The organism is Bacillus sp. F9_6S_D1_P_5, assembly GCF_054823925.1.
Genome location: NZ_JBTREW010000001.1, coordinates 1 through 24,776 on the forward strand (window position 1 = coordinate 1; position 24,776 = coordinate 24,776).

General features: G+C 36.5%; 27 protein-coding genes. 21 read left to right on the plus strand and 6 right to left on the minus strand.

Features of this window, described 5'->3' with window-relative positions:
* Both ACUXEY_RS00005 and ACUXEY_RS00010 read right to left on the minus strand, forming a co-directional pair.
* Positions 1-848, minus strand: an 848-nt coding sequence (locus ACUXEY_RS00005; RefSeq protein WP_461299775.1) for a collagen-like repeat preface domain-containing protein, incomplete at its 3' end; no start/stop codon positions are given.
* A gap of 116 nt (positions 849-964) precedes the next feature.
* Entirely contained in the window at positions 965-1,927 is a 963-nt protein-coding gene (locus ACUXEY_RS00010; protein WP_461299776.1) for a tyrosine-type recombinase/integrase, read from the minus strand.
* A 113-nt stretch (positions 1,928-2,040) separates the two neighbouring features.
* On the opposite strand from ACUXEY_RS00010, the gene spoVK reads away from it, so the two are divergent.
* A complete protein-coding gene (gene spoVK / locus ACUXEY_RS00015; protein ID WP_061658077.1) occupies positions 2,041-2,997 on the plus strand; it encodes a stage V sporulation protein K in 957 nt (318 codons plus the stop codon).
* Between the two features lie 37 nt (positions 2,998-3,034).
* Here spoVK and ACUXEY_RS00020 read toward each other — a convergent pair whose 3' ends face one another.
* Complete coding sequence (locus ACUXEY_RS00020; protein WP_000181496.1) at positions 3,035-3,169, minus strand: hypothetical protein; 135 nt, start codon at positions 3,167-3,169, stop codon at positions 3,035-3,037.
* 99 nt (positions 3,170-3,268) lie between these two features.
* Positions 3,269-3,892 (minus strand): trimeric intracellular cation channel family protein, encoded by a 624-nt coding sequence (locus ACUXEY_RS00025; RefSeq protein ID WP_048544241.1) that lies wholly within the window; start codon positions 3,890-3,892, stop codon positions 3,269-3,271.
* 92 nt (positions 3,893-3,984) lie between these two features.
* Here ACUXEY_RS00025 and hflX point away from each other — a divergent pair, with 92 nt between their 5' ends.
* The 7 genes from hflX to ACUXEY_RS00060 all read left to right on the plus strand — a co-directional run bounded on the left by hflX (position 3,985) and on the right by ACUXEY_RS00060 (position 10,440).
* Positions 3,985-5,259: a GTPase HflX gene (gene hflX / locus ACUXEY_RS00030; protein ID WP_461300035.1), complete on the plus strand. Its 1,275-nt coding sequence runs from the start codon at positions 3,985-3,987 to the stop codon at positions 5,257-5,259.
* The gene (locus ACUXEY_RS00035; RefSeq protein WP_000460296.1) at positions 5,252-6,523 is read left to right on the plus strand and encodes a methionine gamma-lyase family protein; all 1,272 of its coding nucleotides are present in this window, start codon (positions 5,252-5,254) and stop codon (positions 6,521-6,523) included. The genes hflX and ACUXEY_RS00035 overlap by 8 nt, the downstream gene beginning before the upstream one ends.
* Before the next feature lie 175 nt (positions 6,524-6,698).
* Positions 6,699-7,088, plus strand: coding sequence for a transcriptional repressor GlnR (glnR, locus tag ACUXEY_RS00040; RefSeq protein WP_000656783.1), 390 nt, complete (start codon positions 6,699-6,701; stop codon positions 7,086-7,088).
* A gap of 48 nt (positions 7,089-7,136) precedes the next feature.
* Entirely contained in the window at positions 7,137-8,471 is a 1,335-nt protein-coding gene (gene glnA, locus ACUXEY_RS00045) for a type I glutamate--ammonia ligase (RefSeq protein ID WP_000135338.1), read from the plus strand.
* A 303-nt stretch (positions 8,472-8,774) separates the two neighbouring features.
* Positions 8,775-9,098, plus strand: coding sequence for a PadR family transcriptional regulator (locus ACUXEY_RS00050; protein WP_001102620.1), 324 nt, complete (start codon positions 8,775-8,777; stop codon positions 9,096-9,098).
* Positions 9,091-9,633 carry a DUF1700 domain-containing protein gene (locus ACUXEY_RS00055; RefSeq protein ID WP_461299777.1) on the plus strand — a complete coding sequence of 181 codons (543 nt, stop codon included), beginning with the start codon at positions 9,091-9,093 and terminating at the stop codon, positions 9,631-9,633. Before ACUXEY_RS00050 ends, ACUXEY_RS00055 begins: the two co-directional genes overlap by 8 nt.
* Entirely contained in the window at positions 9,634-10,440 is an 807-nt protein-coding gene (locus tag ACUXEY_RS00060) for a DUF4097 family beta strand repeat-containing protein (protein ID WP_461299778.1), read from the plus strand.
* Positions 10,441-10,527: 87 nt separating this feature from the next.
* On the opposite strand, the gene lexA is transcribed toward ACUXEY_RS00060, so the two are convergent.
* Positions 10,528-11,148: a transcriptional repressor LexA gene (gene lexA / locus ACUXEY_RS00065; RefSeq protein ID WP_048527687.1), complete on the minus strand. Its 621-nt coding sequence runs from the start codon at positions 11,146-11,148 to the stop codon at positions 10,528-10,530.
* 141 nt (positions 11,149-11,289) lie between these two features.
* Here lexA and ACUXEY_RS00070 point away from each other — a divergent pair, with 141 nt between their 5' ends.
* Both ACUXEY_RS00070 and ACUXEY_RS00075 read left to right on the plus strand, forming a co-directional pair.
* Complete coding sequence (locus tag ACUXEY_RS00070) at positions 11,290-11,946, plus strand: YneB family resolvase-like protein (RefSeq protein WP_000991471.1); 657 nt, start codon at positions 11,290-11,292, stop codon at positions 11,944-11,946.
* 45 nt (positions 11,947-11,991) lie between these two features.
* A complete protein-coding gene (locus ACUXEY_RS00075; RefSeq protein ID WP_000948565.1) occupies positions 11,992-12,231 on the plus strand; it encodes a DUF896 domain-containing protein in 240 nt (79 codons plus the stop codon).
* A gap of 39 nt (positions 12,232-12,270) precedes the next feature.
* Here the strand turns inward: ACUXEY_RS00075 and ACUXEY_RS00080 are convergent, their stop codons facing one another.
* Positions 12,271-13,854 (minus strand): bifunctional metallophosphatase/5'-nucleotidase, encoded by a 1,584-nt coding sequence (locus tag ACUXEY_RS00080; protein ID WP_461299779.1) that lies wholly within the window; start codon positions 13,852-13,854, stop codon positions 12,271-12,273.
* Positions 13,855-14,037: 183 nt separating this feature from the next.
* Here ACUXEY_RS00080 and ACUXEY_RS00085 point away from each other — a divergent pair, with 183 nt between their 5' ends.
* The 11 genes from ACUXEY_RS00085 (at position 14,038) to ACUXEY_RS00135 (ending at position 24,738) form a co-directional block, all read left to right on the plus strand.
* On the plus strand, positions 14,038-14,976 hold the full coding sequence (locus ACUXEY_RS00085) for a phosphate/phosphite/phosphonate ABC transporter substrate-binding protein (protein WP_461299780.1): 939 nt from the start codon (positions 14,038-14,040) through the stop codon (positions 14,974-14,976).
* Positions 14,977-15,059: 83 nt separating this feature from the next.
* Positions 15,060-15,833 (plus strand): phosphonate ABC transporter ATP-binding protein, encoded by a 774-nt coding sequence (phnC, locus tag ACUXEY_RS00090; protein WP_097819650.1) that lies wholly within the window; start codon positions 15,060-15,062, stop codon positions 15,831-15,833.
* The gene (gene phnE, locus ACUXEY_RS00095) at positions 15,830-16,624 is read left to right on the plus strand and encodes a phosphonate ABC transporter, permease protein PhnE (RefSeq protein WP_151634067.1); all 795 of its coding nucleotides are present in this window, start codon (positions 15,830-15,832) and stop codon (positions 16,622-16,624) included. The genes phnC and phnE (ACUXEY_RS00095) overlap by 4 nt, the downstream gene beginning before the upstream one ends.
* Entirely contained in the window at positions 16,624-17,427 is an 804-nt protein-coding gene (gene phnE / locus ACUXEY_RS00100; protein ID WP_461299781.1) for a phosphonate ABC transporter, permease protein PhnE, read from the plus strand. Before phnE (ACUXEY_RS00095) ends, phnE (ACUXEY_RS00100) begins: the two co-directional genes overlap by 1 nt.
* Positions 17,428-17,525: 98 nt before the next feature.
* Positions 17,526-17,753: a hypothetical protein gene (locus tag ACUXEY_RS00105; RefSeq protein WP_429603200.1), complete on the plus strand. Its 228-nt coding sequence runs from the start codon at positions 17,526-17,528 to the stop codon at positions 17,751-17,753.
* A complete protein-coding gene (locus ACUXEY_RS00110) occupies positions 17,750-17,977 on the plus strand; it encodes a hypothetical protein (protein ID WP_429603199.1) in 228 nt (75 codons plus the stop codon). The genes ACUXEY_RS00105 and ACUXEY_RS00110 overlap by 4 nt, the downstream gene beginning before the upstream one ends.
* 223 nt (positions 17,978-18,200) lie before the next feature.
* Entirely contained in the window at positions 18,201-20,201 is a 2,001-nt protein-coding gene (gene tkt / locus ACUXEY_RS00115; protein WP_429603197.1) for a transketolase, read from the plus strand.
* Between the two features lie 156 nt (positions 20,202-20,357).
* Positions 20,358-20,798 (plus strand): sporulation inhibitor of replication protein SirA, encoded by a 441-nt coding sequence (gene sirA, locus ACUXEY_RS00120; RefSeq protein WP_000860645.1) that lies wholly within the window; start codon positions 20,358-20,360, stop codon positions 20,796-20,798.
* A gap of 78 nt (positions 20,799-20,876) precedes the next feature.
* Entirely contained in the window at positions 20,877-21,098 is a 222-nt protein-coding gene (locus tag ACUXEY_RS00125; RefSeq protein WP_001123316.1) for a YneF family protein, read from the plus strand.
* A 125-nt stretch (positions 21,099-21,223) separates the two neighbouring features.
* Positions 21,224-22,975, plus strand: a complete 1,752-nt coding sequence (locus tag ACUXEY_RS00130) for an ABC transporter transmembrane domain-containing protein (protein WP_166704087.1) — start codon at positions 21,224-21,226, stop codon at positions 22,973-22,975.
* Positions 22,975-24,738: an ABC transporter ATP-binding protein gene (locus ACUXEY_RS00135; RefSeq protein WP_429603194.1), complete on the plus strand. Its 1,764-nt coding sequence runs from the start codon at positions 22,975-22,977 to the stop codon at positions 24,736-24,738. Before ACUXEY_RS00130 ends, ACUXEY_RS00135 begins: the two co-directional genes overlap by 1 nt.
* The last annotated feature ends 38 nt before the right edge of the window (positions 24,739-24,776 follow it).

The following is a 24,776-nucleotide window of genomic DNA, read 5'->3' on the forward strand; positions in this document are numbered from 1 at the left end:
GTAGCACCGGTAGCACCAGTAGCGCCTGTGTTACCTTGAGGCCCAGTAGCACCGGTAGCACCAGTAGCGCCTGTGTTACCTTGAGGCCCAGTAGCACCGGTAGCACCAGTAGCGCCTGTGTTACCTTGAGGCCCAGTAGCGCCGGTAGCACCAGTAGCGCCTGTGTTACCTTGAGGCCCAGTAGCACCGGTAGCACCAGTAGCGCCTGTGTTACCTTGAGGCCCAGTAGCACCGGTAGCACCAGTAGCGCCTGTGTTACCTTGAGGCCCAGTAGCGCCGGTAGCACCAGTAGCGCCTGTGTTACCTTGAGGCCCAGTAGCGCCGGTAGCACCAGTAGCGCCCGTGTTACCTCGAGGTCCAGTAGGCCCGGTAGGACCTCTGCCGAACGAAGCCGAATTAACTAGAGTAGTTTGTAACTCTGCAATTAATTTAAGGAGTTCTTGGAGTGTACAATGATCGATTCGGAATAACTTTGTGATGTAAAGTAAATAATTAATTAAAATTTGGAGTTCAACAAATACAGCACTTGCTATGAAGGTTGGGTTTCTTAATATAGTTATTAAGTTTTTTATAATAGCTAATCCTTGCGCTTTCAGGGAGGAAGTAGCGTCTAGCGAACAAATAAATTTACTTAGTAGGTTCAATGTATCAATTAAATCTTCAATGTTTTGGGGAGATGGATTTGCGAAAAGTTTTGGGATTATTTTTGTTAAGTCGATAATGATTGCGCGAAATGTTCTAAGTTGTGCCTTAGTAATTGGGATTGATGGGGTATTTGGAATTCGCCCAGCGCTACTTGGAAAGCATGGTTTGGAGAATTTGTTTTGACTGTCGTCATAACGAGACATTAAATCTCTCCTTTCTAATGAGAATGTGAATGAAACTCATCATAGTAGATGCAAAAATTAGTTAAATGGTCATAGTAAAATCGTTTGTTTGAAGAAAAAATAGAAAAAACGCCTTATCATAAGGCGTTTTTTCTATTTTCTGCGTATTGATAATATCGCTTGAGTGAAACTTTGGATTTGAAACCAGCTAGTTTTATAATTTCTGACTCGGGGGTTTCTTTTTTTATTAAGTTTAAAATATAGGTGTTACGAAAATGTTGTCCTGAGATTCCTTTTCGTAAATTAGCTCTAGATACTTCAAGGCGAATCATTTTTTGGATAGCGATTTCTGTTAATCCCTTAGGTGCATCATTTTCGTATACCCATCTGTATGTTCCGCGATTAAAATCAAATGCAATAAATAATGGATCATTACTATGGTATTTTGGACGAACGGGCTCTGGGATGCTTTTGTAATAAGTATACAGTTGTTTTTTGTCTTCGTTAGTTAATGTAATTGTTCTTTCTACCCCTGCGGTTGCTGGGATAGATAATGTGTTCGTTTCAAAGTGGACGTGATTCATAGTTAATGCTGTAAGTTCCTGTAAGGATAATCCATAGTCAATTAGTAAATTTAAAATAGCGATATTACGATCCATCAATAAAGGGCGTACAGGACGTTGCTTTTCTGAAAGTCCTTCTAATGAAGTGACTATATGTTTTAATCTTTTTTCTTCATCAGATGAAATGAAATCTTCATTGCGGAGTGTGCGGTCTGGTTGAATAGAAATTTCCATGTTCTTTAATGGGTTAGGGATGTTTAGAAAGTGATGCATTCTATTTAATACAATAAATACACGGTGCATCGTTTTCTCTGAGTAATGTCGATTCTTTTTTAAGTCGGAAAAGTAATCTTCGTAGTCTTTTGTACAAAGTGTAGCCCATATATTACTGGAAGGGAGCTTTTTGTTTTTTTCTAACCAATGTCCGAAATCTTCAATGTCATAAACATAACGTTTAATGGTTGAAGGTTTTCGGCCTTTATTCAATAAAAAAATAGAAAAGGCTTGTATTGTATCATGGAATTCCGTTGTCTCCATAGTCCCACCACCTTCATTATTTCTTATATTATAGCAAACTTTTCTGAAAATAGTCATTTGCAAGGGAGACAAGAATAATAATATTTGGTGAGTGGATAAAATGAGGTGATTGTATGGAACAATCGATGCGAAAGAAAAATAATAATCAAATTAACATTGTGTTAAATCATCGAAAAAAAATTTCTTTACCGGCCGCAGAAAATAAAACAGAAATTTCAAGTGAAACTACTACGAAACATGAGATGCTGCAAAGAATTGAAGAAGAGATGGGAAAGCTCGTTGGGATGGATGATATAAAGAAGATAATAAAAGAAATATATGCTTGGATTTATGTGAATAAAAAAAGACAAGAAATAGGATTGAAGTCTGAGAAACAAGTACTTCATATGTTATTTAAAGGGAATCCAGGTACAGGGAAGACAACTGTTGCTAGAATGATAGGGAAATTGTTATTTGAGATGAATATTCTATCAAAAGGGCACTTAGTTGAAGCTGAACGTGCGGATCTTGTAGGAGAGTACATCGGTCATACAGCTCAAAAGACAAGAGATTTAATAAAAAAAGCAATGGGGGGAATTTTGTTTATTGATGAGGCGTATTCATTAGCCCGAGGGGGAGAAAAAGATTTTGGAAAAGAAGCAATTGATACGCTCGTAAAACATATGGAAGATAAACAACACGGTTTTGTATTGATTTTGGCCGGATATTCAAGAGAGATGAACCATTTTCTTTCATTGAATCCAGGGCTGCAATCCCGTTTTCCGTTCATAATTGAGTTTGCGGATTACTCAGTAAATCAGCTGTTAGAAATAGGGAAGAGGATGTATGAAGAACGTGAATATCAGTTATCAAAAGAGGCTGAATGGAAATTTAGAGATCATTTACATGCTGTAAAGTATTCATCGCAAATTACATCGTTTAGTAATGGACGATATGTCCGGAATATTGTTGAAAAATCGATTCGTACACAAGCTATGAGGTTGTTGCAAGAGGATGCCTATGATAAATATGATTTGATTGGAATATCAAGTAGTGATTTGATGCTTGAAGAGGAGACGCACAGTACGTAAACTGTGCGTCTGTTTTTTTTCTGTATAAGTGCTTTTGTTATTTTTTTGCTTTTTCTTGATAAGATTTATGGAAGCGTTCCATTTTAGCGCTTTTTTCGTGTGCAGAATTAGGATCGTGTCCAATTTGGCCTACTGAGCTTTTTTGAGCCCCTTTATTAACATGGTTTGTCATTTGTATTCACCTCGCTTTGAGGATTAGTATAAACATTATGTAAAGAAAAACTCGTTAGAAAAGAAAAACCTCTTTACGATCTGTAAAGAGGTGGGATTGCTATTTATGCACTGAACGTTCGTTTGTGTCGATGCGTCTATGCGGTAAATGCCATTTGTAATGAATAGAAACCATGCGGAAGCAAACAATTAAAATGAATAAGGTGTATAGAGCCCAATCGCTAACAATAATTTGAGCGCCGATTAAGAAGCCTGCTAGAATTGTCCAAAAAGCATATACTTCAGCTCGAAGGACGAGAGGTTTTCTACGGGCTAAAAGATCGCGGATGATACCGCCGCCAATGCCAGTTAATACAGCTGCTACGATTGTAGCACTAATTGGTAAATTTAGTTTTTGAGCGTATAATGCTCCTTGTACGGCAAATGCTGATAAGCCAATAGCATCAGTGATGTTTTCCCATTTTTTCCAGTGTCTAATTAATTTATTTGGAAAAAGAAAAATAATCGTCATTGATAAAAGTGCGATTTGGAATAACATGTCTTGCTGCCAAAACGCGACAATCGGATAACCGATTAATAAATTACGAAGGGCACCTCCCCCAAATGCGGTTGCCATTCCTAAAATATACACCCCGAAAATATCATAATCCTCTTCCATTGCAACAATGGCTCCGCTTAATGCGAAAGCAATTGTGCCTATGATGCTAAAAATCTCCCATGCCATGAATTTTCTCCCCCGCTAACTAGATGAAATGTGCTTCCTCTGCTATTATATTAGAAGGTTTAAATTTCGAAAAGGATGAGTGAACATATTTGATGGAAGAAAAAGAAAAAGTCATATTAGTGGGCTGTCAATTGCCGCAAGAAGATGATGAAAAATTTATGCATTCCATGAAAGAGCTTGCATCGCTAGCGAAGACTGCACGTGCAGAATTGTTAGTGTCTACAACGCAAAAACGACCGAAGTTTCATCCGGCGACTTATATAGGTAAAGGTAAATTAGAAGAGCTCACAATGCTAACTGAAGAATTAGAACCGGATGTTATCGTATTTAATAACGAATTAACGCCGAGTCAAATTCGGAATTTATCCTCAGTATTAGATGCGAGGGTAATTGATCGAACGCAACTCATACTAGATATTTTTGCCCAACGTGCGAAGTCGAGAGAAGGTAAGCTTCAAGTAGAATTAGCTCAGTTGCAATATACAATGCCGCGTCTTATGGGACAAGGGTTGTCTTTGTCACGTCTTGGTGGTGGTATTGGAACGAGAGGACCGGGTGAGACGAAGCTTGAGACGGATCGTCGTCATATTCGATCACGCATTGATGAAATAAAGAAACAACTTGCGGTTGTTGTGGAACATCGAAAAAGATATCGCGAAAGAAGAAAAGATAATAAAGTATTTCAAGTTTCATTAATAGGATATACAAATGCGGGAAAATCTACGCTGTTTAATAGATTAACGGAAGCTGATACATTTGAAGAAAACTTGTTGTTTGCAACGCTAGACCCGACAACAAGGAAGATGTCGTTACCTTCTGGATATACAGTATTACTAACTGATACAGTTGGTTTTATACAAGATTTACCTACGTCATTAATTGCTGCTTTTCGTTCGACTTTAGAAGAAGCTGGTGAAGCAGACGTTATTTTACATGTAGTTGATTCTGCAGATCCGAATTATGTAGGGCATGAGAAAACAGTAAAACAATTATTGTCAGAACTTGAAATTAATCATATTCCTATTATTACGTTATATAATAAAAAAGATGAATTACATCAAAACTTTATTCCGTTTCCGAAAAGTGATTTCTTAATGACTAGTGCTTTTGAAGAAAAAGATCTATTACATATAAAAGAAGTGATAGAAACGAAAATGAAGGAAGAAATGAATCGTTATCAAGTGGAAATTCCTCCGAGTGAAGGTAAGTTGTTAACTCTATTAAAGACGGAGAGCCTATTAACAAAGATGGAGTTTTTGGAAGATAAATTTGTATATGATTGCGCAGGGTATATTTTTGCTCACTCATCGCTTAATGTACAATTAAAGAGATTTTTAGTGGAAGAAGGAGAAAATAAAAATGTTTGATCGTTTGAAAAATGGAGAAAAAATTGCTCCAATCGTAAAAGAAGTAGAGAGCCAAATTACAGAAGTGCATAAACGTGCGGATGAAGTAATTGAAAGTAATCAGTTTCGTGTATTAGAAAGCTTTCGTAAACATAAAATTAGCGATTCGCATTTTATTCCGACGACAGGTTACGGTTATGATGATATTGGCCGTGATACGTTAGAAAAAGTGTATGCAGATGTATTTGGAGCGGAAGCTGGTCTTGTTCGTCCGCAAATTATTTCAGGTACGCACGCTATTTCTACGGCGTTATTCGGTATTTTACGTCCGGGAGATGAGTTGTTGTACATCACTGGCAAGCCGTATGATACGTTAGAAGAAATCGTTGGTGTACGCGGAAAAGGTGTAGGTTCATTTAAAGAATATAATATTGGTTATAATGCAGTTCCGCTTACTGAAGAGGGGCTTGTTGATTTTGGAGCTGTTGCGGCTGCTATTCATAGTAATACGAAGATGATTGGTATTCAGCGCTCGAAAGGTTATGCTACTCGTCCGTCATTTACTATTTCTCAAATTAAAGAGATGATAGCGTTTGTTAAAGAAATTAAACCTGATGTGGTTGTATTTGTAGATAATTGCTATGGCGAATTTATTGAGGAACAAGAGCCATGTCATGTTGGTGCAGATTTAATGGCGGGTTCGCTTATTAAAAACCCAGGTGGTGGAATTGTTAAAACTGGTGGTTATATCGTTGGTAAAGAACAGTATGTTGAAGCGTGTGCATATCGTTTAACATCTCCAGGAATTGGTGCGGAAGCAGGAGCGTCTTTATATAGTTTGCAAGAAATGTATCAAGGTTTCTTCTTAGCGCCGCATGTAGCGGGACAAGCACTAAAAGGTGCGATTTTTACAGCTGCATTTTTAGAGAAGCTAGGAATGAATACTTCACCAGCATGGAATGCGCCAAGAACAGATTTAATTCAATCTGTTCAATTTGATGATAAAGATCGTATGATTGCATTTTGCCAAGCGATTCAATATGCATCTCCGATTAATTCTCACTTCACTCCATATGCCAACTATATGCCGGGGTATGAAGATGATGTAATTATGGCTGCGGGAACGTTTATTCAAGGTGCGAGTATTGAATTGTCAGCCGATGGTCCGATTCGCCCGCCGTATGTTGCTTACGTGCAAGGTGGATTAACTTATTCACATGTGAAAATTGCGATTTGTTCTGCAATTGACGCATTAATTGAAAAAGAATTATTAACAATTTCTTAACGGGAAGCTGTCGATTTCGACAGCTTTTTTCGTATGAAAGTAATGATTTATTTCATTAGAAAAAAGAATGAAAAAATTTATAAAAAAATCATGTAAGAAAAGCTAACATCTATTGACACTAAACATAACATGGTATAAAATGAAAAGCAGTTAAGGCGAAGGAGGAACTGAAACAATGAAAGAAGATAGACGTTCTGCCCCGCTGTTTCCTATTGGTATTGTTATGGATTTAACACAATTGTCTGCACGTCAAATTCGCTACTATGAAGAGCATAATCTTGTTTCTCCAACCCGTACAAAGGGGAATCGCAGGTTATTTTCGTTTAACGATGTAGATAAGTTGTTAGAGATTAAAGATTTATTAGATCAAGGCTTGAATATGGCTGGTATTAAACAGGTGTTACTAATGAAAGAAAATCAAACAGAAGCAGTGAAAGTAAAAGAAGAAACGAAAGAAATTTCAAAAACTGAGCTTCGCAAAATACTTCGAGACGAACTACAACATACAGGTAGATTTAATCGAACTTCATTGCGACAAGGTGACATTTCAAGGTTTTTTCACTAAAGATAACTGATTCTGAAGGTGTTTAGAGGGACTAAGGAGGAATTTATAATGGCTAGGTACACAAGAGAAGATATTTTCCGTTTGGCGAAAGAAGAGAATGTAAAGTATATCCGCTTACAATTTACGGACCTTTTAGGAGTAATTAAAAACGTAGAAATTCCAGTGAGCCAATTAACAAAAGCTCTTGATAACAAAATGATGTTTGATGGATCTTCTATTGAAGGTTTCGTACGTATTGAAGAATCTGATATGTACTTATATCCGGATTTAGATACTTGGGTAATTTTCCCTTGGACAGCTGAAAAAGGGAAAGTAGCTCGATTAATCTGTGATATTTACAATGCAGATGGCACTCCGTTTGATGGTGATCCACGTAACAACTTAAAGCGTGTGTTAAAAGAAATGGAAGCATTAGGATTCTCAGATTTTAATCTTGGACCAGAGCCAGAGTTCTTCCTATTTAAAGTAGATGAAAAAGGAAATCCAACATTAGAATTAAACGATAACGGTGGATACTTCGACCTTGCGCCGATGGATCTAGGGGAAAACTGTCGTCGTGATATCGTTCTTGAACTTGAAGAAATGGGATTTGAAATTGAAGCATCTCACCATGAGGTTGCTCCAGGACAACACGAAATTGACTTTAAATATGCAAATGCAATTCGTTCATGTGATGACATTCAAACATTCAAACTTGTTGTAAAAACAATTGCTCGTAAACACGGTTTACACGCAACATTTATGCCGAAACCATTATACGGTGTGAACGGTTCAGGTATGCACTGTAACTTATCACTATTCAAAAATGGTGAGAACGTATTCTTCGATCAAAACGGTGACTTACAATTAAGTGATGATGCTCGTCACTTCATCGCAGGTATCTTAAAACACGCACCAGCATTTACAGCGGTAGCAAATCCAACTGTAAACTCTTACAAGCGTTTAGTACCTGGATACGAAGCTCCTTGTTACGTAGCATGGTCTGCACAAAATCGTAGCCCATTAGTACGTATCCCTGCATCTCGTGGTATTAGTACACGCGTAGAAGTACGTAGTGTTGACCCAGCTGCAAACCCATATTTAGTAATGGCTACATTATTAGCAGCAGGTCTTGACGGAATTAAAAACAAATTAACTCCACCAGCTGCAGTAGATCGTAACATCTACGTAATGACAAAAGAAGAGCGCGAAGAAGCAGGTATCGTTGATTTACCAGCAACATTAGCGCAAGCATTAGTTACATTACAATCGAATGAAGTAGTATGCGGTGCACTAGGTGAGCATTTACTTGAGCACTTCATCGAAGCGAAAGAGATTGAGTGGGATATTTTCCGCACGCAAGTTCACCAATGGGAACGCGATCAATATATGTCTCTATACTAAGAGAGAGAAAAGCCTTGATACTACGGTATCAGGGCTTTTTTATTTGTGGGCAAATATAGAAGTTTGTGAAATGAACTGGATGGGTGCCCGCAAAACGCCCGAAAAAAGTCATGTGGACTATTTAAAATGCGTGCTAGCTATGAATGAAAATGTGAAAGTTGAAGTATGGTGTGGATGTATTTAATTCGAAAATTAAGTGTTGAAAAATATAGTACCTTGCTATAAACAATACCAAGTGGTATATTATGGATATAACGGGTACCGTGTATTGGACAGTACTGAAATGAGAAAGGGGGATTGACCTTGAACGTTCAGTTTAAAAAAGGTGTGTTAGAGCTGTGTGTGTTGGCACTTGTGAAACGTAAGGATTGTTACGGATATGAACTTGTTCAGCAAATCTCAAATAAATTTTTAATATCGGAAGGGTCAGTGTATCCCTTATTACGTCGTTTAACGAAAGAAGGATATTTTCAAACGTATTTGAAAGAATCTACGGAGGGGCCGCCTCGTAAATATTATCAACTAACGGAGCAAGGGGAAACGCAACTGAATTTGTTAGTAACAGAGTGGCGTGATTTTGCAAAAGGCGTACAAGAAATTATTGAAGGGGTGGAATGGGATGAGTAAAGAGCAGTTTCTTAAAGAATTATCAAGTCATCTTAGAAAGTTACCGGAAGAAGAGAGGAAAGATATTTTATTTGATTATGAAGAGCATTTTCAGTTTGGGAAAGAAGAGGGGAAAACTGAATTGGAAATAATAAAGGGTCTTGGCTCGCCGAAAGTAATTGCGAAAGACTTACTTGCTTTGTATCGATTTGACGAAATGAAAAAGGATCCATCTACTTCCAATATAACAAGGGCTGTTATGGCAGCGATTGGACTTAGTTTGTTTAATTTTATTATTGTATTAGGCCCGTTAGTTGCAATTATCGCTTTTATATTTTCCTTTTGGGTTGGTGGGATTGCTAGTGTAGTGACACCATTTTTCGTTATTGCAAAAGTATTTATGGGTACCTTTATATGGCTGGATGTATTCGTTAGTATAACGTTTGTTGGGGTAGGATTGTTGTTATGTATTATCGCTTATTATAGTACAAAGTGGTTTAAACGATTATGCGTAAGTTATGTATTATGGAACTTCAAAATGATAAAAGGGGAATAGATGATGAAAAAAATATTGTTAGTAGCAATCGCTTGTATCATTATTGGAGTAATAGGGATTTCACAAACATATGAAAAAGCAGTACAAACTGCAGAAAAAGGAAACAAAGAAGACGTTATTAAAAACGAAACATTAAAAAATATAGAAGTTAAGTTAGACGCTGGGGATATTGTTGTCCAAAAATCTCCCGACTCTTCTTTTTATGTAAAGCACACAGGAGATACACGTAAACAAGAGGTTCGTATTGCCGAAGATGGTGACACATTAAAAATTATTGGGGAAAACGAAAAAGGTGCTACATTTGATTTTTCTTTTTACAATTTCAAGTTTCAAACGTCTACATTGACTATATTTGTACCAGAACGTTCTTACCATGAGATAAAAGTTAATTCATCTGCTGGACAAATAGAAATAAGTGATGTGAAAAGTGATCGTGTAAGTGTTGGGACACTCGCCGGAGAAGTAGATTTGAAACATGTCACAGCTAAGAGTGTAGAAGGATCTTCAAAAGCTGGTGAGGTAAATTTTAAAAAGGTAATAGGGAAAGTAACAGCGAAGTCGGCTAGCGGGGAAGTGCATATTATGGATCATGATCCTAAGTATGATGTAGAGGCAAGTTCAACTGCTGGGGATGTAGATATTACTTTATTGGAAAAACCACAAGATGCAGTTATAACTGGGCAAAGCGCTGCTGGCGACGTGACAATTTTTAATGTAGAAAATAATAATATAACAATTGGCAATGGTAGTAAAAAAATTAGCGGTAAAACAGCTGCTGGCGATGTGACGATTGAAACTCGTTCATAACAAATAGAATGTATGAAAATCTATCAAAATACAAAAAAGAAGATAATTACCGTATGTAAATAAGGTAATTATCTTCTTTTATTATTATTAATGTAAATCACGATATACGCCAATTACTTTTCCGATAACTGACACTTGTTTTAAAATGATAGGTTCTAATGAAGAGTTTTCCGGTTGTAGACGGAAATGGTCTTTTTCTTTATAGAAACGTTTAACAGTTGCTTCGTTATCTTCTGTTAAAGCGACTACAATTTCACCGTTATATGCAGACTGTTGTTGGCGAACAACAACTAAATCTCCATCGAAAATACCGGCTTCAATCATACTATCTCCAGAAATACGTAACATAAACACTTGGTCTGCTCCAGCAACAATGCTAGCTGGGAGTGGGAAGTGATCTTCTACACTTTCAACTGCTGTAATCGGTAATCCAGCAGTGACTTTCCCGACAATTGGAACTTGAATAACAGATTGTGTTTCTGCATCCATTCGATCGTCACCTAAAATTTCAATTGCTCTTGGTTTGGTTGGATCGCGTCGAATATATCCTTTTTCTTCTAGTCGTGATAAATGTCCGTGCACTGTAGAACTAGAAGCGAGGCCGACTGCTTGACCGATTTCACGTACGGAAGGTGGATATCCTTTTTCTTGTACTTTTAGCTTAATAAAGTCGAGAATGTCTTGCTGGCGTTTCGTTAACTTTTCCATGTTTTCTAACACCTCGTTTTCTTTCATTTTTCTTATTAATAAGTATAACATGCGAAAAAACATTCTACAAACATAAGTTCGAACAAAAGGCGAATTTATGTTACACTAGAGGGAAATAATAGTGAGAAAGAGGGGTTCATAATGAATGCAATTATTTATGCGCGTGTGAGTACAACAAAAGAAGCGCAAGAAACGTCACTATTACGTCAAAAAGATGAATTATTGCATTTAGCTGAGCGCTACCAAATGAATGTTACTAAGGTGATTGAAGAGCAGGCGAGTGGCTATACAATTGAACGTGACGGCATATTAGAAGTGCTTGATACAATTCGAGATGAACAAATTGATGTGTTACTCATACAAGATGAAACGCGCCTTGGTAGAGGAAATGCAAAAATTGCATTAATGCACTGTTTACATAAAGAGGGAATAAAAGTATACACGCATACGCATAATGGCGAATTGCAATTGTCGGATTCTGATTCGATGGTATTAGATATTATCGGTATTGTTGAAGAGTACCAAAGAAAGATTCATAACTTGAAAATTAAACGTGGTATGCAACGCGCCGTAGAAAAAGGTTATCGTCCAGAAAATAATTTAAAGAATCGTCATTTAAGTGTAGGGCGAGAGAAGAAAGAAGTGCCGATTGAGGAAATTGTACGTTTGCGCAAGAGTGAACTTACTTTCGAAGAAATTGCAGCGACGCTTCGCGGCTTTGGTCATAACGTTTCAAAAGCGACGGTACATCGTAGATATGTAGAGTATACAAAGCAATTGCTTGATAAAGAAGAGTAACTATTGTATGATAATAATCAGTTTTGATTAGAAGGGGGATTCGAGATGCTTAGTCACGAACTCGTTGAACGCATTAACTTCTTAGCGAAAAAAGCAAAAGCTGAAGGTTTAACTGAAGAAGAACAACGTGAGCGTCAGTCGCTACGTGAACAATATTTAAAAGGATTTCGTCAAAATATGTTAAACGAACTTAAAGGAATTAAAGTCGTTAACGAACAAGGTACAGACGTTACACCGGCGAAATTAAAAGCTTTAAAAAAGCAAGATAATGCAAAATTAAACTAAAAGATGGGCGAAGCCCATCTTTTTTATTTATTACATTCGTTATTTAATGACTTTCCAGTTATTATTAACTGTTGCCTCTATCTTTTTGTGTTTCAAAATATAATTAGCGATCAGTTCAGACATATCTGTTGGTATGTCTTTTATTACGGACTTATTTTGGAACATAAAGAAGTTTCCGCCGCCGCTAGCGCGATAATTATTCATAACGACGTCATATTCTTCATCCATATTAAGAGGAATGCCTTTGCATTGTAAAGATTCTACTCTCTCGCCAAGAGGTTTGGAAATGTTTAATACGTACGAAATCCCTTCCCACATATCGTAATTATAGTGTTGCGGCTTTGGTTCTATGAAGGTAGGGTTTACGATAATATCTCCATCTGCATTTAATGTGAAATAAGAAGCAGAGAGTTCAAGGGCATCTTTTATATCTGCTCCAGTTATTCTAATTACTTGTAATGTATTTGGATAAATATAATTAGAAACGATGTCACGCATTGTTACATGATTAGGGAAACCTGGAGATGTATTATGAAATAAGCTTGTACAAGAAATAGAAACATTAGCTATATCCATCTGTATCTTATTTATAAATTCAATAAAAGGATGGTCTTGCAAACGAGTTTGCATAGCGTCTGAAATTTGCATGTCTCCATAGATTAGTCCAATAGGTTGATCGAGCCAATTTTGTGTTTTCTCTTCATAATCGGCAACTAAGGAAAGAATATGTTGGTCCGTCGCAATTCCTTGCACAGGCAATAATTGTGAATAACTCTCTTTTTTTATCCATTTTTTTTCTGCTTTTTTGAATGTCACTGTTATTTTTCCAATGAAGTGTCCATTGCATCCAGTCTGTAAAATTGTTACACCATTTATTACGGTGTGAGCGATTTCCCGATGTTGGTGGCCTGTTAGTAAAATATCTATTCCTTCAATTTCATGGCACATTGCATATCCTTGGTTTTCACCTGTTAAAACTTCAGTCGGTACCCCGGTTTGTAGATCGCGTTCAAATCCTCCGTGATACGCTACGACTAATAAATTTGGTTTCTCGTGTTCGTGAATGTAAGAAACCCACTTTTTTGTTGTTTCTAATGCATCTTCAAATTGTAAATCTTGAATGTGATGGGGTTGTTCCCAATTAGGAATGTAATGTGTTGTTACCCCTAAAATAGCAATTTTTATATTTGATTCAATATGTTTTATTATATATGGTTTCCCGAAATAAGGTTCTTTGCTGTTTTTATCTAAAATGTTTGCTGATAAATATGGGAAGTTCGTAGTAGAAATAGCATTGTTTAATATGCCCATTCCATAATTAAATTCATGATTCCCAATCACTGCGGCATCGTAACGTAAATAGTTCGCTAATAAGGACATTGGATTTTTCTTATCTTTTTCATATGTAGCGTAATGATAAGTAAAGGGTGTTCCTTGTATGAAGTCACCGTTATCAATTAAAAGGACGTTTCTATTTTGGGAACGTTCTTTTTTTATAAGAGTAGAAATTTTAGCTAAACCAATTTCAGCTTCGGAGTTATCTTGGTAGTGAATTGGATAAACAGTACCATGTATATCACTTGTTAATAAGATGTTTAAAGTTACATTTTGATTTTGATTCAATATCATTCACCTTTTCTATTGTTATCTACTAATTAAGCATATCAAATATATGAAGAGAATTTTAATGAGAATGTATAGAATGTGTAAAGATTCTGTAAATAAGCAATTATTAATAAAAATGTGTGATATATTTCTTCATGTTTAAGGCAGGTAATTTATAACAACAAAAATGGAGGCTTTAATATGTTGAAAAAAGTTTTTGCAATGAGCACGACAGTTGTACTGGCGGCGGGATTATTAAGTGGCTGTGGAACGAAAGAATCTAGTGCAAGTAAAACTGAAGATACGAAAAAAGGTTATGTACCGAAGACTTTAAATGTTCAATTTGTTCCTTCTCAAAATGCAGATACATTAGAGGCGAAGGCAAAACCACTTGAGAAGCTATTAAGTGATAAATTAAATATTCCGGTAAAAGTTAGTATTTCAACGAACTACAATACAATTGTAGAAGCGATGGCATCTAAGCAAGTAGATGTAGGATTTTTGCCTCCAACAGCATATGTGCTAGCACATGAGAAAAAGGCTGCAAATGTAATTTTACAAGCGCAACGTTTTGGAGTAGATGATGAAACAGGAGCTCCTACAAAGGATTTAGTAGACTTTTATAAATCAGAATTTGTAGTTAAGAAAGATTCAAATATTAATAGTGTAAAAGATTTAAAAGGTAAAAAAATAGGTTATCAAGATGTAACTTCATCAGCGGGATATGTATGGCCTGCGGCAGTGTTGTTAAAAGATGGAATTGATCCGCTAAAAGATGTAAAACCTGTTACATTAAAAGGTCATGATCAGTCGCTTATTGCTCTTTTAAATGGTGATGTAGATGCAGCTGTTGTATTCCAAGATGCTCGTAATATTGTAAAAAAAGATTATCCGAATATATTCGATCAAACGAAAATAGTGAAATTTACAGAGAAAATTCCAAACGATACGATTTCGGTACGCTCTGATTTAGATGAAGAGTGGAGCAAGAAATTACAGGATGCTTTCATTGAGATAGGAAAGAATGAGGAAGGTCACAAAATCATTAAAGAAGTATATTCACATGAAGGATATGTTAAATCTGATGATAGTAAATTTGATATCGTTCGTGAATATGGAAAGAAAGTAAAAACGCAATAATACATATGGAAATGGCAGCTAACTGGAATGATATGTTTTCAGTTAGTTTGCCGTTTTGAATACATAGAAGGTAGGTAAGATGTGTGATAGAGTTTCGAAATGTCTCCAAAGTGTATCCGAATGGTACAAAAGGATTAAATAATATAAACTTGAACATTCAAAAAGGTGAATTTGTTGTAATGGTAGGGCTGTCTGGGGCTGGAAAGTCTACACTTCTCAGATCGGTAAATCGACTTCATGAGATTACAGAAGGCGAAATTATGATTGAAGGTGAGTCTATTACTGCTGCAAAAGGAAAAGGCTTACGACGCATGCGCCGAGATATTGGTATGATTTTTCAAAGTTTTAACCTTGTAAAGCGATCAACGGTATTGAAAAATGTATTAGCTGGCCGTGTTGGGTATCATTCAACACTGCGTACAACGTTAGGTCTATTTCCAAAAGAAGATTTGGAGCTTGCTTTTCAATCGTTAAAAAGGGTGAATATTTTAGAAAAAGCATATGCGAGAGCTGATGAATTATCAGGAGGACAACAGCAACGGGTATCGATTGCTAGAGCATTAGCGCAAGAAGCAAAAATCATATTGGCAGATGAACCTGTTGCATCGTTAGATCCGCTCACAACAAAGCAAGTATTAGATGATTTGAAAAAAATCAATGAAGATTTTGGAATTACAACAATTGTAAACTTACATTCTATTGATTTAGCTAGGCAATATGCGACACGCATTATTGGATTACATGCGGGAGAAATTGTTTTTGACGGTTCAGTAGAAGAGGCAACAGATGAAAAATTTGCTGAAATTTATGGAGACGTAGCGCAGAAAAGTGAATTGTTAGAGGTGGCGGTTAAATGAGTGACGTGACGATATATTCGAAAGCGATACCGAAGCCGCCGAGTAAGTTGAAACATATGTTAACGTTTATTCTAGTCATTTTACTGTTGTGGGGAAGTAGTGTACAGGTCGACGCATCATTTTCAAAACTAGTAATTGGTTTTCCTAATATGATGGATTTGTTAAAAGAGATGGTGCCGCCAGATTGGAGTTATTTTCAAGTTATTACAACAGCGATGTTAGATACAATACGTATGGCGATTATTGGGACGACTTTAGGAGCGATTTTAGCTATTCCACTGGCACTATTTGCGGCAAGTAATGTGTTTACGAGTACATTCTTGTACGGTCCAGCTCGATTGGTTTTAAATTTTATTCGAACGATACCAGATTTATTATTAGCGGCAATCTTCGTAGCTATTTTTGGAATAGGACCACTTCCAGGTATTTTGGCTCTTACTTTTTTCTCAATTGGGCTTGTGGCAAAATTATTGTATGAGTCAATTGAATCGATTGATCCAGGTCCATTAGAAGCGATGACAGCAGTAGGAGCAAATAAAGTACAATGGATTGTGTATGGGGTAATTCCACAAGTGAAAGCACATTTTGTTTCCTATGTTCTTTATACATTTGAGGTGAACGTACGTGCAGCAGCTGTTTTAGGTTTAGTAGGGGCTGGCGGTATTGGATTATATTATGATCGTACACTTGGATTTTTACAATATGAACAAACTGCCTCTATTATTATCTATACTCTTGTTGTTGTATTGTTAATTGATTATGTAAGTACATTGTTGCGGGAGAAATTATAATGAGTAAAACGACGTTAATCGTATCAAAACCGAAGAAACCGAGTATGTATCGCTGGATTATTTTTATAGCACTTACATTTGTTTATGTATGGGCTTTTTCAGGAGTACCATTAGAGGGAATCAAGGATACGGCGAGAGAAATTACAAAAGCAATTATGACAGGTGTATTGAATCCAGATTGGTCGTATGTATCTTTGCCAGATGGTGAAGATTTATTACACGGCTTAATTGATACGTTGGCAATTGCGATATTAGGTACATTTATTTCTGCCTTTTTATCTGTTCCATTCGCTTTTTGGGCAGCAACGAATATGAGTAGTGGGAAATTAACTTCAGGAACTGGAAAATTTGTACTTAGTTTTGTTCGTACATTCCCTGAACTAGTTATGGCTCTTTTATTTATAAAAGCTGTTGGACCAGGCTCTTTTGCCGGAGTTCTAGCTTTAGGGTTACACTCTATTGGGATGTTAGGAAAACTATATTCAGAAGGAATTGAAAATATAGATAAGGGACCGACGGAAGCGTTAATAGCAACAGGCGCGAATCGATTTCAAATACTTTGGTATGCAGTATTACCACAAGTATTACCGGATTTTCTATCGTATACGTTATACAGGTTCGAAATTAATGTGCGATCCGCTGCTATTTTAGGTGTTATTGGAGCAGGTGGGATTGGTACGCCTCTAATTTTTGCACTAAGTTCACGCAATTGGTCTCGTGTGGGGATTATTTTATTGGGCATCATTTTAATGGTCATTATCATTGATTATATTTCAAGTTCAATACGGAAGAAAATTGTATAATTTATTTTAAGCACCTATAAAAGGTGCTTTTTTTTATAATAAGAATAATGAATGTGAGCAATAGGGGGATAATTTGGCTTTACAGCATGAGTTTGTATTTGTTTCAAATGAAAAAATTAGATTTTAAAGGTATAGATTGGATTGAACTTTGTTTTCTATATAAAGAAGAGGCAACGATAGATGAGTGTGTTGTATTAAGTGATAAGCTAATCGTATATCTATTAGATTTCATCCATTGGATTCCGACCTATTATCCAGCGAAAAGAGCAGAAGGATTTGGAGTTCACTATTATAGTATTACGAAAATAGAACAGAACGGGCAATGATAGCAGAACAGTTATTTTGTTCGCTCGTTAGCATGTTTTCTTTAGCTCCAGAAATAATCGAACTGACAGGACAGTTTCAATGGGAAAATGATAATAATACGGATGGAGAATATGAAAGATACGTATTTGATCGAGATAAAGTATGCCAATATTTACAGTCGTTTATTCGTTTGCTTCGCAGAGTGAAAAATGGGGAAGGATATATTTTGTATTATGGAATTTAAAATTGATGAATAAATATACAGATAATTCCCTTTCTTTTTAAAATAAAAACAATGAAAAAGTATGTCATATTGAATGCCCATACATTCCCGAAATCATTGATTTTTTTATGAAAAACCAAAAAAATATCAACATATTTGTCGATACATGTTGTATAATCTTGCGTGGGAAGCTATCATATAAATGTATAAAACGTTTACTAATATAAGCGAAGGGAAGAATAGCATGTCACATTCAATCGAACAACTTTCTATCAACACGATTCGCACATTATCCATCGATGCGATTGAAAAAGCAAACTCTGGTCACCCAGGAATGCCAATGGGTGCAGCACCAATGGCTTATACATTATGGACTCAATTTATGAAACACAATCCAAATAACCCAACGTGGTTTAACCGTGATCGTTTCGTATTATCTGCAGGTCATGGTTCAATGTTATTATACAGCCTACTTCACCTATCTGGTTATGATGTAACAATGGATGACTTAAAGAACTTCCGTCAATGGGGAAGTAGAACTCCAGGACATCCTGAGTACGGTCATACAGCTGGTGTAGACGCAACTACTGGTCCACTTGGACAAGGTATTTCAACTGCTGTAGGTATGGCAATGGCTGAAAGACATTTAGCTGCTAAATATAACCGTGATGCGTATAATGTAGTAGATCATTATACATACGCTATTTGTGGTGATGGAGATTTAATGGAAGGCGTTTCTGCTGAAGCATCTTCATTAGCTGCTCACTTACAATTAGGTCGTCTAGTTGTGCTTTACGATTCAAATGATATTTCATTAGATGGCGATTTAAATCGTTCATTCTCTGAAAGTGTAGAAGATCGTTACAAAGCATACGGATGGCAAGTAATCCGTGTTGAGGATGGGAACGATATTGAAGCTATCGCGAAAGCAATCGAAGAAGCGAAAGCTGACGAAAAACGCCCAACGCTAATTGAAGTAAGAACGACAATTGGTTTCGGTTCTCCAAACAAATCAGGAAAATCAGCTTCACATGGTTCTCCACTTGGTGTAGACGAGACAAAATTAACGAAAGCAGCATATGCTTGGACTGCTGAGCAAGATTTCCATGTAGCAGAAGAAGTATATGACAACTTCCGTAAAACAGTACAAGATGTTGGTGAAACTGCGCAAGCAGAATGGAACACGATGCTAGGTGAATATGCACAAGCATACCCAGAATTAGCAAACGAATTGCAAGCGGCAATGAATGGTCTTCTTCCAGAAGGTTGGGAGAAAAACTTACCAACTTATGAATTAGGATCAAAAGCAGCAACTCGTAATTCTTCAGGTGCTGTAATTAATGCAATTGCAGAGTCTGTACCATCATTCTTCGGTGGATCTGCTGACCTTGCTGGTTCTAACAAAACATACATGAATAACGAAAAAGACTTTACAAGAGATGATTACAGCGGAAAAAATATTTGGTACGGTGTACGTGAGTTCGCAATGGGTGCAGCAATGAACGGTATTGCACTACATGGCGGTTTAAAAACTTACGGTGGTACGTTCTTCGTATTCTCTGACTACTTACGTCCAGCAATTCGTCTTGCAGCATTAATGCAATTGCCAGTAACGTATGTATTCACACACGACAGTATCGCTGTTGGTGAAGATGGTCCAACACATGAACCAATCGAGCAATTAGCAGCGCTACGTGCAATGCCAAATGTATCTGTTATTCGTCCAGCTGATGGCAACGAATCTGTTGCAGCTTGGAGACTAGCTCTAGAATCTACAAACAAACCAACTGCTTTAGTATTAACTCGTCAAGACCTTCCAACATTAGAAGGTGCAAAAGACGATACGTATGAAAAAGTAGCAAAAGGTGCATATGTAGTTTCTGCAAGCAAGAAAGAAACAGCTGATGTAATCTTACTTGCAACTGGATCTGAAGTAAGTCTAGCTGTTGAAGCACAAAAAGCTCTAGCAGTAGACGGCGTTGATGCAGCTGTTGTCAGCATGCCATCTATGGATCGCTTTGAAGCTCAAACAGCTGAGTACAAAGAATCTGTATTACCAAAAGCAGTAACAAAACGTTTCGCAATCGAAATGGGTGCTACATTCGGATGGCACCGTTACGTAGGTCTTGACGGAGATGTGTTAGGTATCGATACATTCGGTGCTTCTGCTCCTGGTGAGAAGATTATGGAAGAGTATGGATTTACTGTAGAGAACGTTGTTCGTAAAGTAAAAGAAATGCTTTAATGATTTTAGAAAAATCTCTCCGGCATGGAGAGATTTTTCTATGTAAATGAGTTTTTTCGACAGAAAAAGTTTTTTATCTCTCCGCAGTCAGACAATCATTGCAAAATTTCTTCTATATAATGAAGAGAAAAGGTTGTCCAGATTGGGAGGCGAAGGATGAAAACGTATGAATTGTATTTAATTCAAGAGGATATTGCGAAAGCTTACTTTGGTCGTGAATATTTGTTTTTTGATTTATTTGCTCGATTTTCAGAATCTGGGTCCCTTTCGGAGAAAAAAGTGTTGTATAAACAAATGATGTATATAACGATGCCATTACAAGTAATGAAAATTCATCATAAATTAGAACAAGCTCTGCGTGTTCTTGGTAAATATGATCGAACACATCATACACATACACTTTATACAGGAGCGGAATACGGCGAAATAATGGTGAAACCGCACTATATTCGCATGAATACCTCTGGAAACGTTTCTATGGAGACGACTTTCTTTGAGGTGTTAAGGAAGTGTGAATTAACATTTTTAGCAATGGATTATGAAAATACAAAGTACGGATGGCTGAATCCTTTAAAACAAGTACGAACATATGTGTAAAAAATGTCGAATTGTATCTTGTCTTATTGAAAAGGTTTTAGTACACTGTAAGGTAGACAACATGAAGGAGGAAAATATATGCCAATTTGGTTAGGTATTCTAGTGGGCGTAGTAGCACTAGTAGCAGGCGTGGCGTTAGGATTTTTTATTGCCCGCAAATACATGATGAACTACTTAGAAAAAAATCCACCAATTAATGAACAAATGTTAAAAATGATGATGATGCAAATGGGACAAAAACCTTCCCAAAAGAAAATCAATCAAATGATGAGCGCAATGAGCAAGCAACAAACAAAATAAGCGCTAAAGGGCACTCGATAAGAGTGCCCTTTCCTATTGGATTATAAAAAGTGTTTAAAACTTTTAAAAATTCTGTATTTTTGGTAAACTGAAAACATCGCTCATTTTAAGGGAGGAGGATAAAAATGAAGGTATTTATTAATTTAGCTTGGTTTTTTAAACAAGAAAAACGAGCGTACATAATCGGAATTATTATGTTGTTTGGTGTCGCGCTTCTTGAACTCGTAGCCCCGAAAGTACTAGGTATTGTAGTGGATGAAATTAATAATGGAACATTAACATCCGAAAAATTGTTGAAGTGGGTTGTTCTGTTAGTAGTTGTAGGGATTACTATGTACATATTACGTTATTTATGGCGTATTATGATTTTTGGATCTTCGTTAAAACTAGCCCGTCAATTACGAAAGAATTTATATGAACATTTTACAAAGATGAGTCCATCTTTTTATCAATCACGTCGTACGGGTGATTTGATGGCGCATGCGACCAATGATATTCAGGCAATTCAACAAACTGCTGGATCAGGCGTTTTAACGCTTGTTGACTCATTAGCCGTTGGGGGATGTGTACTCGTAGCAATGGGCTTTACAATTAGTTGGAAGTTAACATTGTTAAGCTTAATTCCAATGCCGATTGTAGCGATTTCGACAAATTATTATGGAACGTTATTACATAAAAGGTTCCATAAAGCGCAGCAATCGTTTTCGGAAATCAATGATAAAGTGCAAGAGAGTATGAGTGGGATGAAGGTAATTCGGTCCCTTGGACAAGAGAAAGAAGATTTACAAGCATTTCGAAAAAAGTCAGAAGATGTCGTACATAAAAATATGTTGGTTGCACGTATTGATTCGTTGTTTGATCCGACTATCTCTCTTATCGTTGGATTTTCTTTTTTAATTGCAGTATGTTACGGGTCAGTATTAGTTGTGAGAGGCGAATTAACTGTAGGTAATCTTGTTACATTTACAACGTATTTAGGTACCCTCGTGTGGCCAATGTTAGCGTTTGGATGGTTGTTTAATATTATGGAGCGTGGGCGTGCTTCGTATGACCGTGTAGAGAAAATTCTCTCTCAAAAATCAGATGTCGTAAATAGAGAAGATGCTGTACATAAAGTAGCAAGCGGTGATGTTACATTTGCAATTGATTCATTTTCATATAAGAAAAATGAATTGTCGCAGCTAATAGATGTTCACTTTGATTTGAAGAAAGGTGAAACACTAGGAGTTGTCGGACGGACAGGTGCGGGGAAAACGACGTTATTAAAATGTTTAATTCGTGAGTATGATCATTTTAATGGTGAATTAAAAGTTGGGGAGCGGGATATTCGTGATGTAACACTTTACGGTGTTCGTTCTGCCATTTCATATGTACCGCAAGATCATTTTTTATTTTCCGCGAGTATTGGGGAAAATATTGCCTTCGGAAAGGCGGATGCTACATATAATGAAATTACCCGGGCTGCAGAGATTGCTTGTATTCATAATGACATCCTCCAATTTTCAGAAGGGTATGAAACAGTAGTAGGAGAAAGAGGCGTTTCGTTATCTGGAGGTCAAAAACAGAGAATTTCTATTGCGCGTGCTTTATTAACGGATGCTGAAATTTTAATTTTGGATGATTGTTTATCAGCAGTAGATGCAAAAACAGAAGAAACGATTTTAAATGCATTAAAGAGGGAAAGAGCAGGAAAAACAACGATTATTACTGCTCATCGTTTAAGTGCAATTCAACATGCCAATCTTATTCTTGTTGTGGATGAGGGGAGAATTGTGCAACGAGGTACACATGAGCAATTAATGGAAGAAAACGGTTGGTATAAAGAAATGTATGAGAGCCAGCAGTTAGAAGCATTGGTCGAGAAAGGAGGCGTATGATGACTAAGAAGAAGCGGAGTGATTTAAGTAGGTTACTTTCTTATATGAAGCCATATAAAGGATTGCTATCTTTAGCATTTATCTTTTTAGTTGGTGCAACTGTCACTGAAATGATGGGCCCTTTTTTAATTAAACAATTTCTTGATGAACATTTAGTACCACGTAACTTTGATCAGTCAGCACTTGTTACGCTATTTGTAGTGTATCTTATTGCTCATTTATTAAAAGTATTATTTACGTATTTAGACTTATTGTATTTTCAAAATATCGCTTTTAAAATTGTTCAAGATATGCGTGTGGAAGTATATGATCATGTTCAAAAGTTGTCATTAAGTTTCTTTGATCGTACGCCGATTGGTACGCTCGTATCGCGCATAACGAATGATACGGAAGCAATTAAAGATTTTTATGTAAGTGTATTGTCCACATTTGTCAAAAATGTAGTCTTTTTAATAGGTATTGTAGTAGCAATGTTTTTATTAAATGTAAAATTAGCTCTATTTTCTCTCGTATTAATTCCGATCATGTTTGCAATTATGGTGCTATATCGCCGGAAAAGTGCAGTTTTTTATTTAGAAGTACGTAATCAACTTAGCGTGCTAAATGCAAAGTTAAATGAGTCCATTCAAGGAATGAATATTGTTCAAGTGTTCAGACAAGAAAAGCGCATGAGAAAAGAGTTTGAAGAAGTGAATGATAAACATTATAGTGCAGGGCGACGTACGTTAAAGTTAGATGCGTTACTTTTACGTCCAGCAACGGATTTAGTTCATATTGTAGCTATTGCGTTAGTCCTTGGTTTATTTGGAATTGATGCTTTAAAGAGCCCTGTTGAAGTAGGAGTTCTATATGCCTTTGTTAACTATATACACCGTTTCTTCCAGCCTGTAAATGAGATGATGATGAAATTATCATTTTTCCAACAGGCACTTGTTTCATCATCACGTGTATTTCATTTAATGGATGAAAAAGATCTAGCACCAGTTCAAAAAGGGGACGGAAATCCTCAAGTCGTTAATGGAGATATTGAATTTAAAAATGTTACTTTTTCATATGATGGTAAACGAGATGTTTTAAAAAATGTATCTTTTCACGTGAAACAAGGGCAAACGGTTGCTTTCGTTGGACACACTGGTAGCGGAAAAAGTACCATTATGAATTTGTTAATGCGATTTTATAATATTAATTCCGGAAATATTGTAATAGATGGTGTAGATTTAGAGAAATTTACAGAACAAGAAATTAGAAAGAAAATAGGACTCGTGTTGCAAGATGCATTTTTATTTGCGGGAAATGTAAAACAAAATATACGTATGTATAATGAAGAGATTACGGATGAAGAAGTAAAAGAAGCAGCGCAATTTGTGCAAGCGAATACGTTTATTGAGAAATTACCAGAGCAGTATGAAACGGAAGTAGTAGAAAGAGGAGCCGCTTTTTCTAGTGGTCAACGACAATTAATTGCCTTTGCTAGAACGATAGCAACGAATCCGAAAGTATTAGTATTGGATGAAGCAACAGCTAATATTGATACAGAAACTGAGGATGCAATCCAAACAGCATTACAGCAAATGCGAAAAGGGAGAACGACTATAGCAATTGCGCACAGATTATCTACAATTCAAGATGCAGATCAAATTTTTGTTATGCATGATGGAGAGATAGTAGAAAGAGGAACACATCAAGAATTACTGAGTGAACAAGGGTTGTATTATAATATGTATTTACTACAAAATAAAGGAAGTTTACAAAAGGCCTTGTAGAATTACAAGGTCTTTTGACTGCGCATGAAATTTTCACA

Bases quoted from the DNA above. Each gene is read 5' to 3' on its own strand.
- ACUXEY_RS00010 (WP_461299776.1), bottom strand. From the start codon at position 1,927: ATGGAGACAACGGAATTCCATGATACAATACAAGCCTTTTCTATTTTT.
- spoVK (WP_061658077.1), top strand. From the start codon at position 2,041: ATGGAACAATCGATGCGAAAGAAAAATAATAATCAAATTAACATTGTG.
- ACUXEY_RS00020 (WP_000181496.1), bottom strand. From the start codon at position 3,169: ATGACAAACCATGTTAATAAAGGGGCTCAAAAAAGCTCAGTAGGCCAA.
- ACUXEY_RS00025 (WP_048544241.1), bottom strand. From the start codon at position 3,892: ATGGCATGGGAGATTTTTAGCATCATAGGCACAATTGCTTTCGCATTA.
- hflX (WP_461300035.1), top strand. From the start codon at position 3,985: ATGGAAGAAAAAGAAAAAGTCATATTAGTGGGCTGTCAATTGCCGCAA.
- ACUXEY_RS00035 (WP_000460296.1), top strand. From the start codon at position 5,252: ATGTTTGATCGTTTGAAAAATGGAGAAAAAATTGCTCCAATCGTAAAA.
- glnR (WP_000656783.1), top strand. From the start codon at position 6,699: ATGAAAGAAGATAGACGTTCTGCCCCGCTGTTTCCTATTGGTATTGTT.
- glnA (WP_000135338.1), top strand. From the start codon at position 7,137: ATGGCTAGGTACACAAGAGAAGATATTTTCCGTTTGGCGAAAGAAGAG.
- ACUXEY_RS00055 (WP_461299777.1), top strand. From the start codon at position 9,091: ATGAGTAAAGAGCAGTTTCTTAAAGAATTATCAAGTCATCTTAGAAAG.
- ACUXEY_RS00060 (WP_461299778.1), top strand. From the start codon at position 9,634: ATGATGAAAAAAATATTGTTAGTAGCAATCGCTTGTATCATTATTGGA.
- lexA (WP_048527687.1), bottom strand. From the start codon at position 11,148: ATGGAAAAGTTAACGAAACGCCAGCAAGACATTCTCGACTTTATTAAG.
- ACUXEY_RS00070 (WP_000991471.1), top strand. From the start codon at position 11,290: ATGAATGCAATTATTTATGCGCGTGTGAGTACAACAAAAGAAGCGCAA.
- ACUXEY_RS00075 (WP_000948565.1), top strand. From the start codon at position 11,992: ATGCTTAGTCACGAACTCGTTGAACGCATTAACTTCTTAGCGAAAAAA.
- ACUXEY_RS00085 (WP_461299780.1), top strand. From the start codon at position 14,038: ATGTTGAAAAAAGTTTTTGCAATGAGCACGACAGTTGTACTGGCGGCG.
- phnE (WP_151634067.1), top strand. From the start codon at position 15,830: ATGAGTGACGTGACGATATATTCGAAAGCGATACCGAAGCCGCCGAGT.
- phnE (WP_461299781.1), top strand. From the start codon at position 16,624: ATGAGTAAAACGACGTTAATCGTATCAAAACCGAAGAAACCGAGTATG.
- ACUXEY_RS00110 (WP_429603199.1), top strand. From the start codon at position 17,750: ATGATAGCAGAACAGTTATTTTGTTCGCTCGTTAGCATGTTTTCTTTA.
- tkt (WP_429603197.1), top strand. From the start codon at position 18,201: ATGTCACATTCAATCGAACAACTTTCTATCAACACGATTCGCACATTA.
- sirA (WP_000860645.1), top strand. From the start codon at position 20,358: ATGAAAACGTATGAATTGTATTTAATTCAAGAGGATATTGCGAAAGCT.
- ACUXEY_RS00125 (WP_001123316.1), top strand. From the start codon at position 20,877: ATGCCAATTTGGTTAGGTATTCTAGTGGGCGTAGTAGCACTAGTAGCA.
- ACUXEY_RS00130 (WP_166704087.1), top strand. From the start codon at position 21,224: ATGAAGGTATTTATTAATTTAGCTTGGTTTTTTAAACAAGAAAAACGA.
- ACUXEY_RS00135 (WP_429603194.1), top strand. From the start codon at position 22,975: ATGACTAAGAAGAAGCGGAGTGATTTAAGTAGGTTACTTTCTTATATG.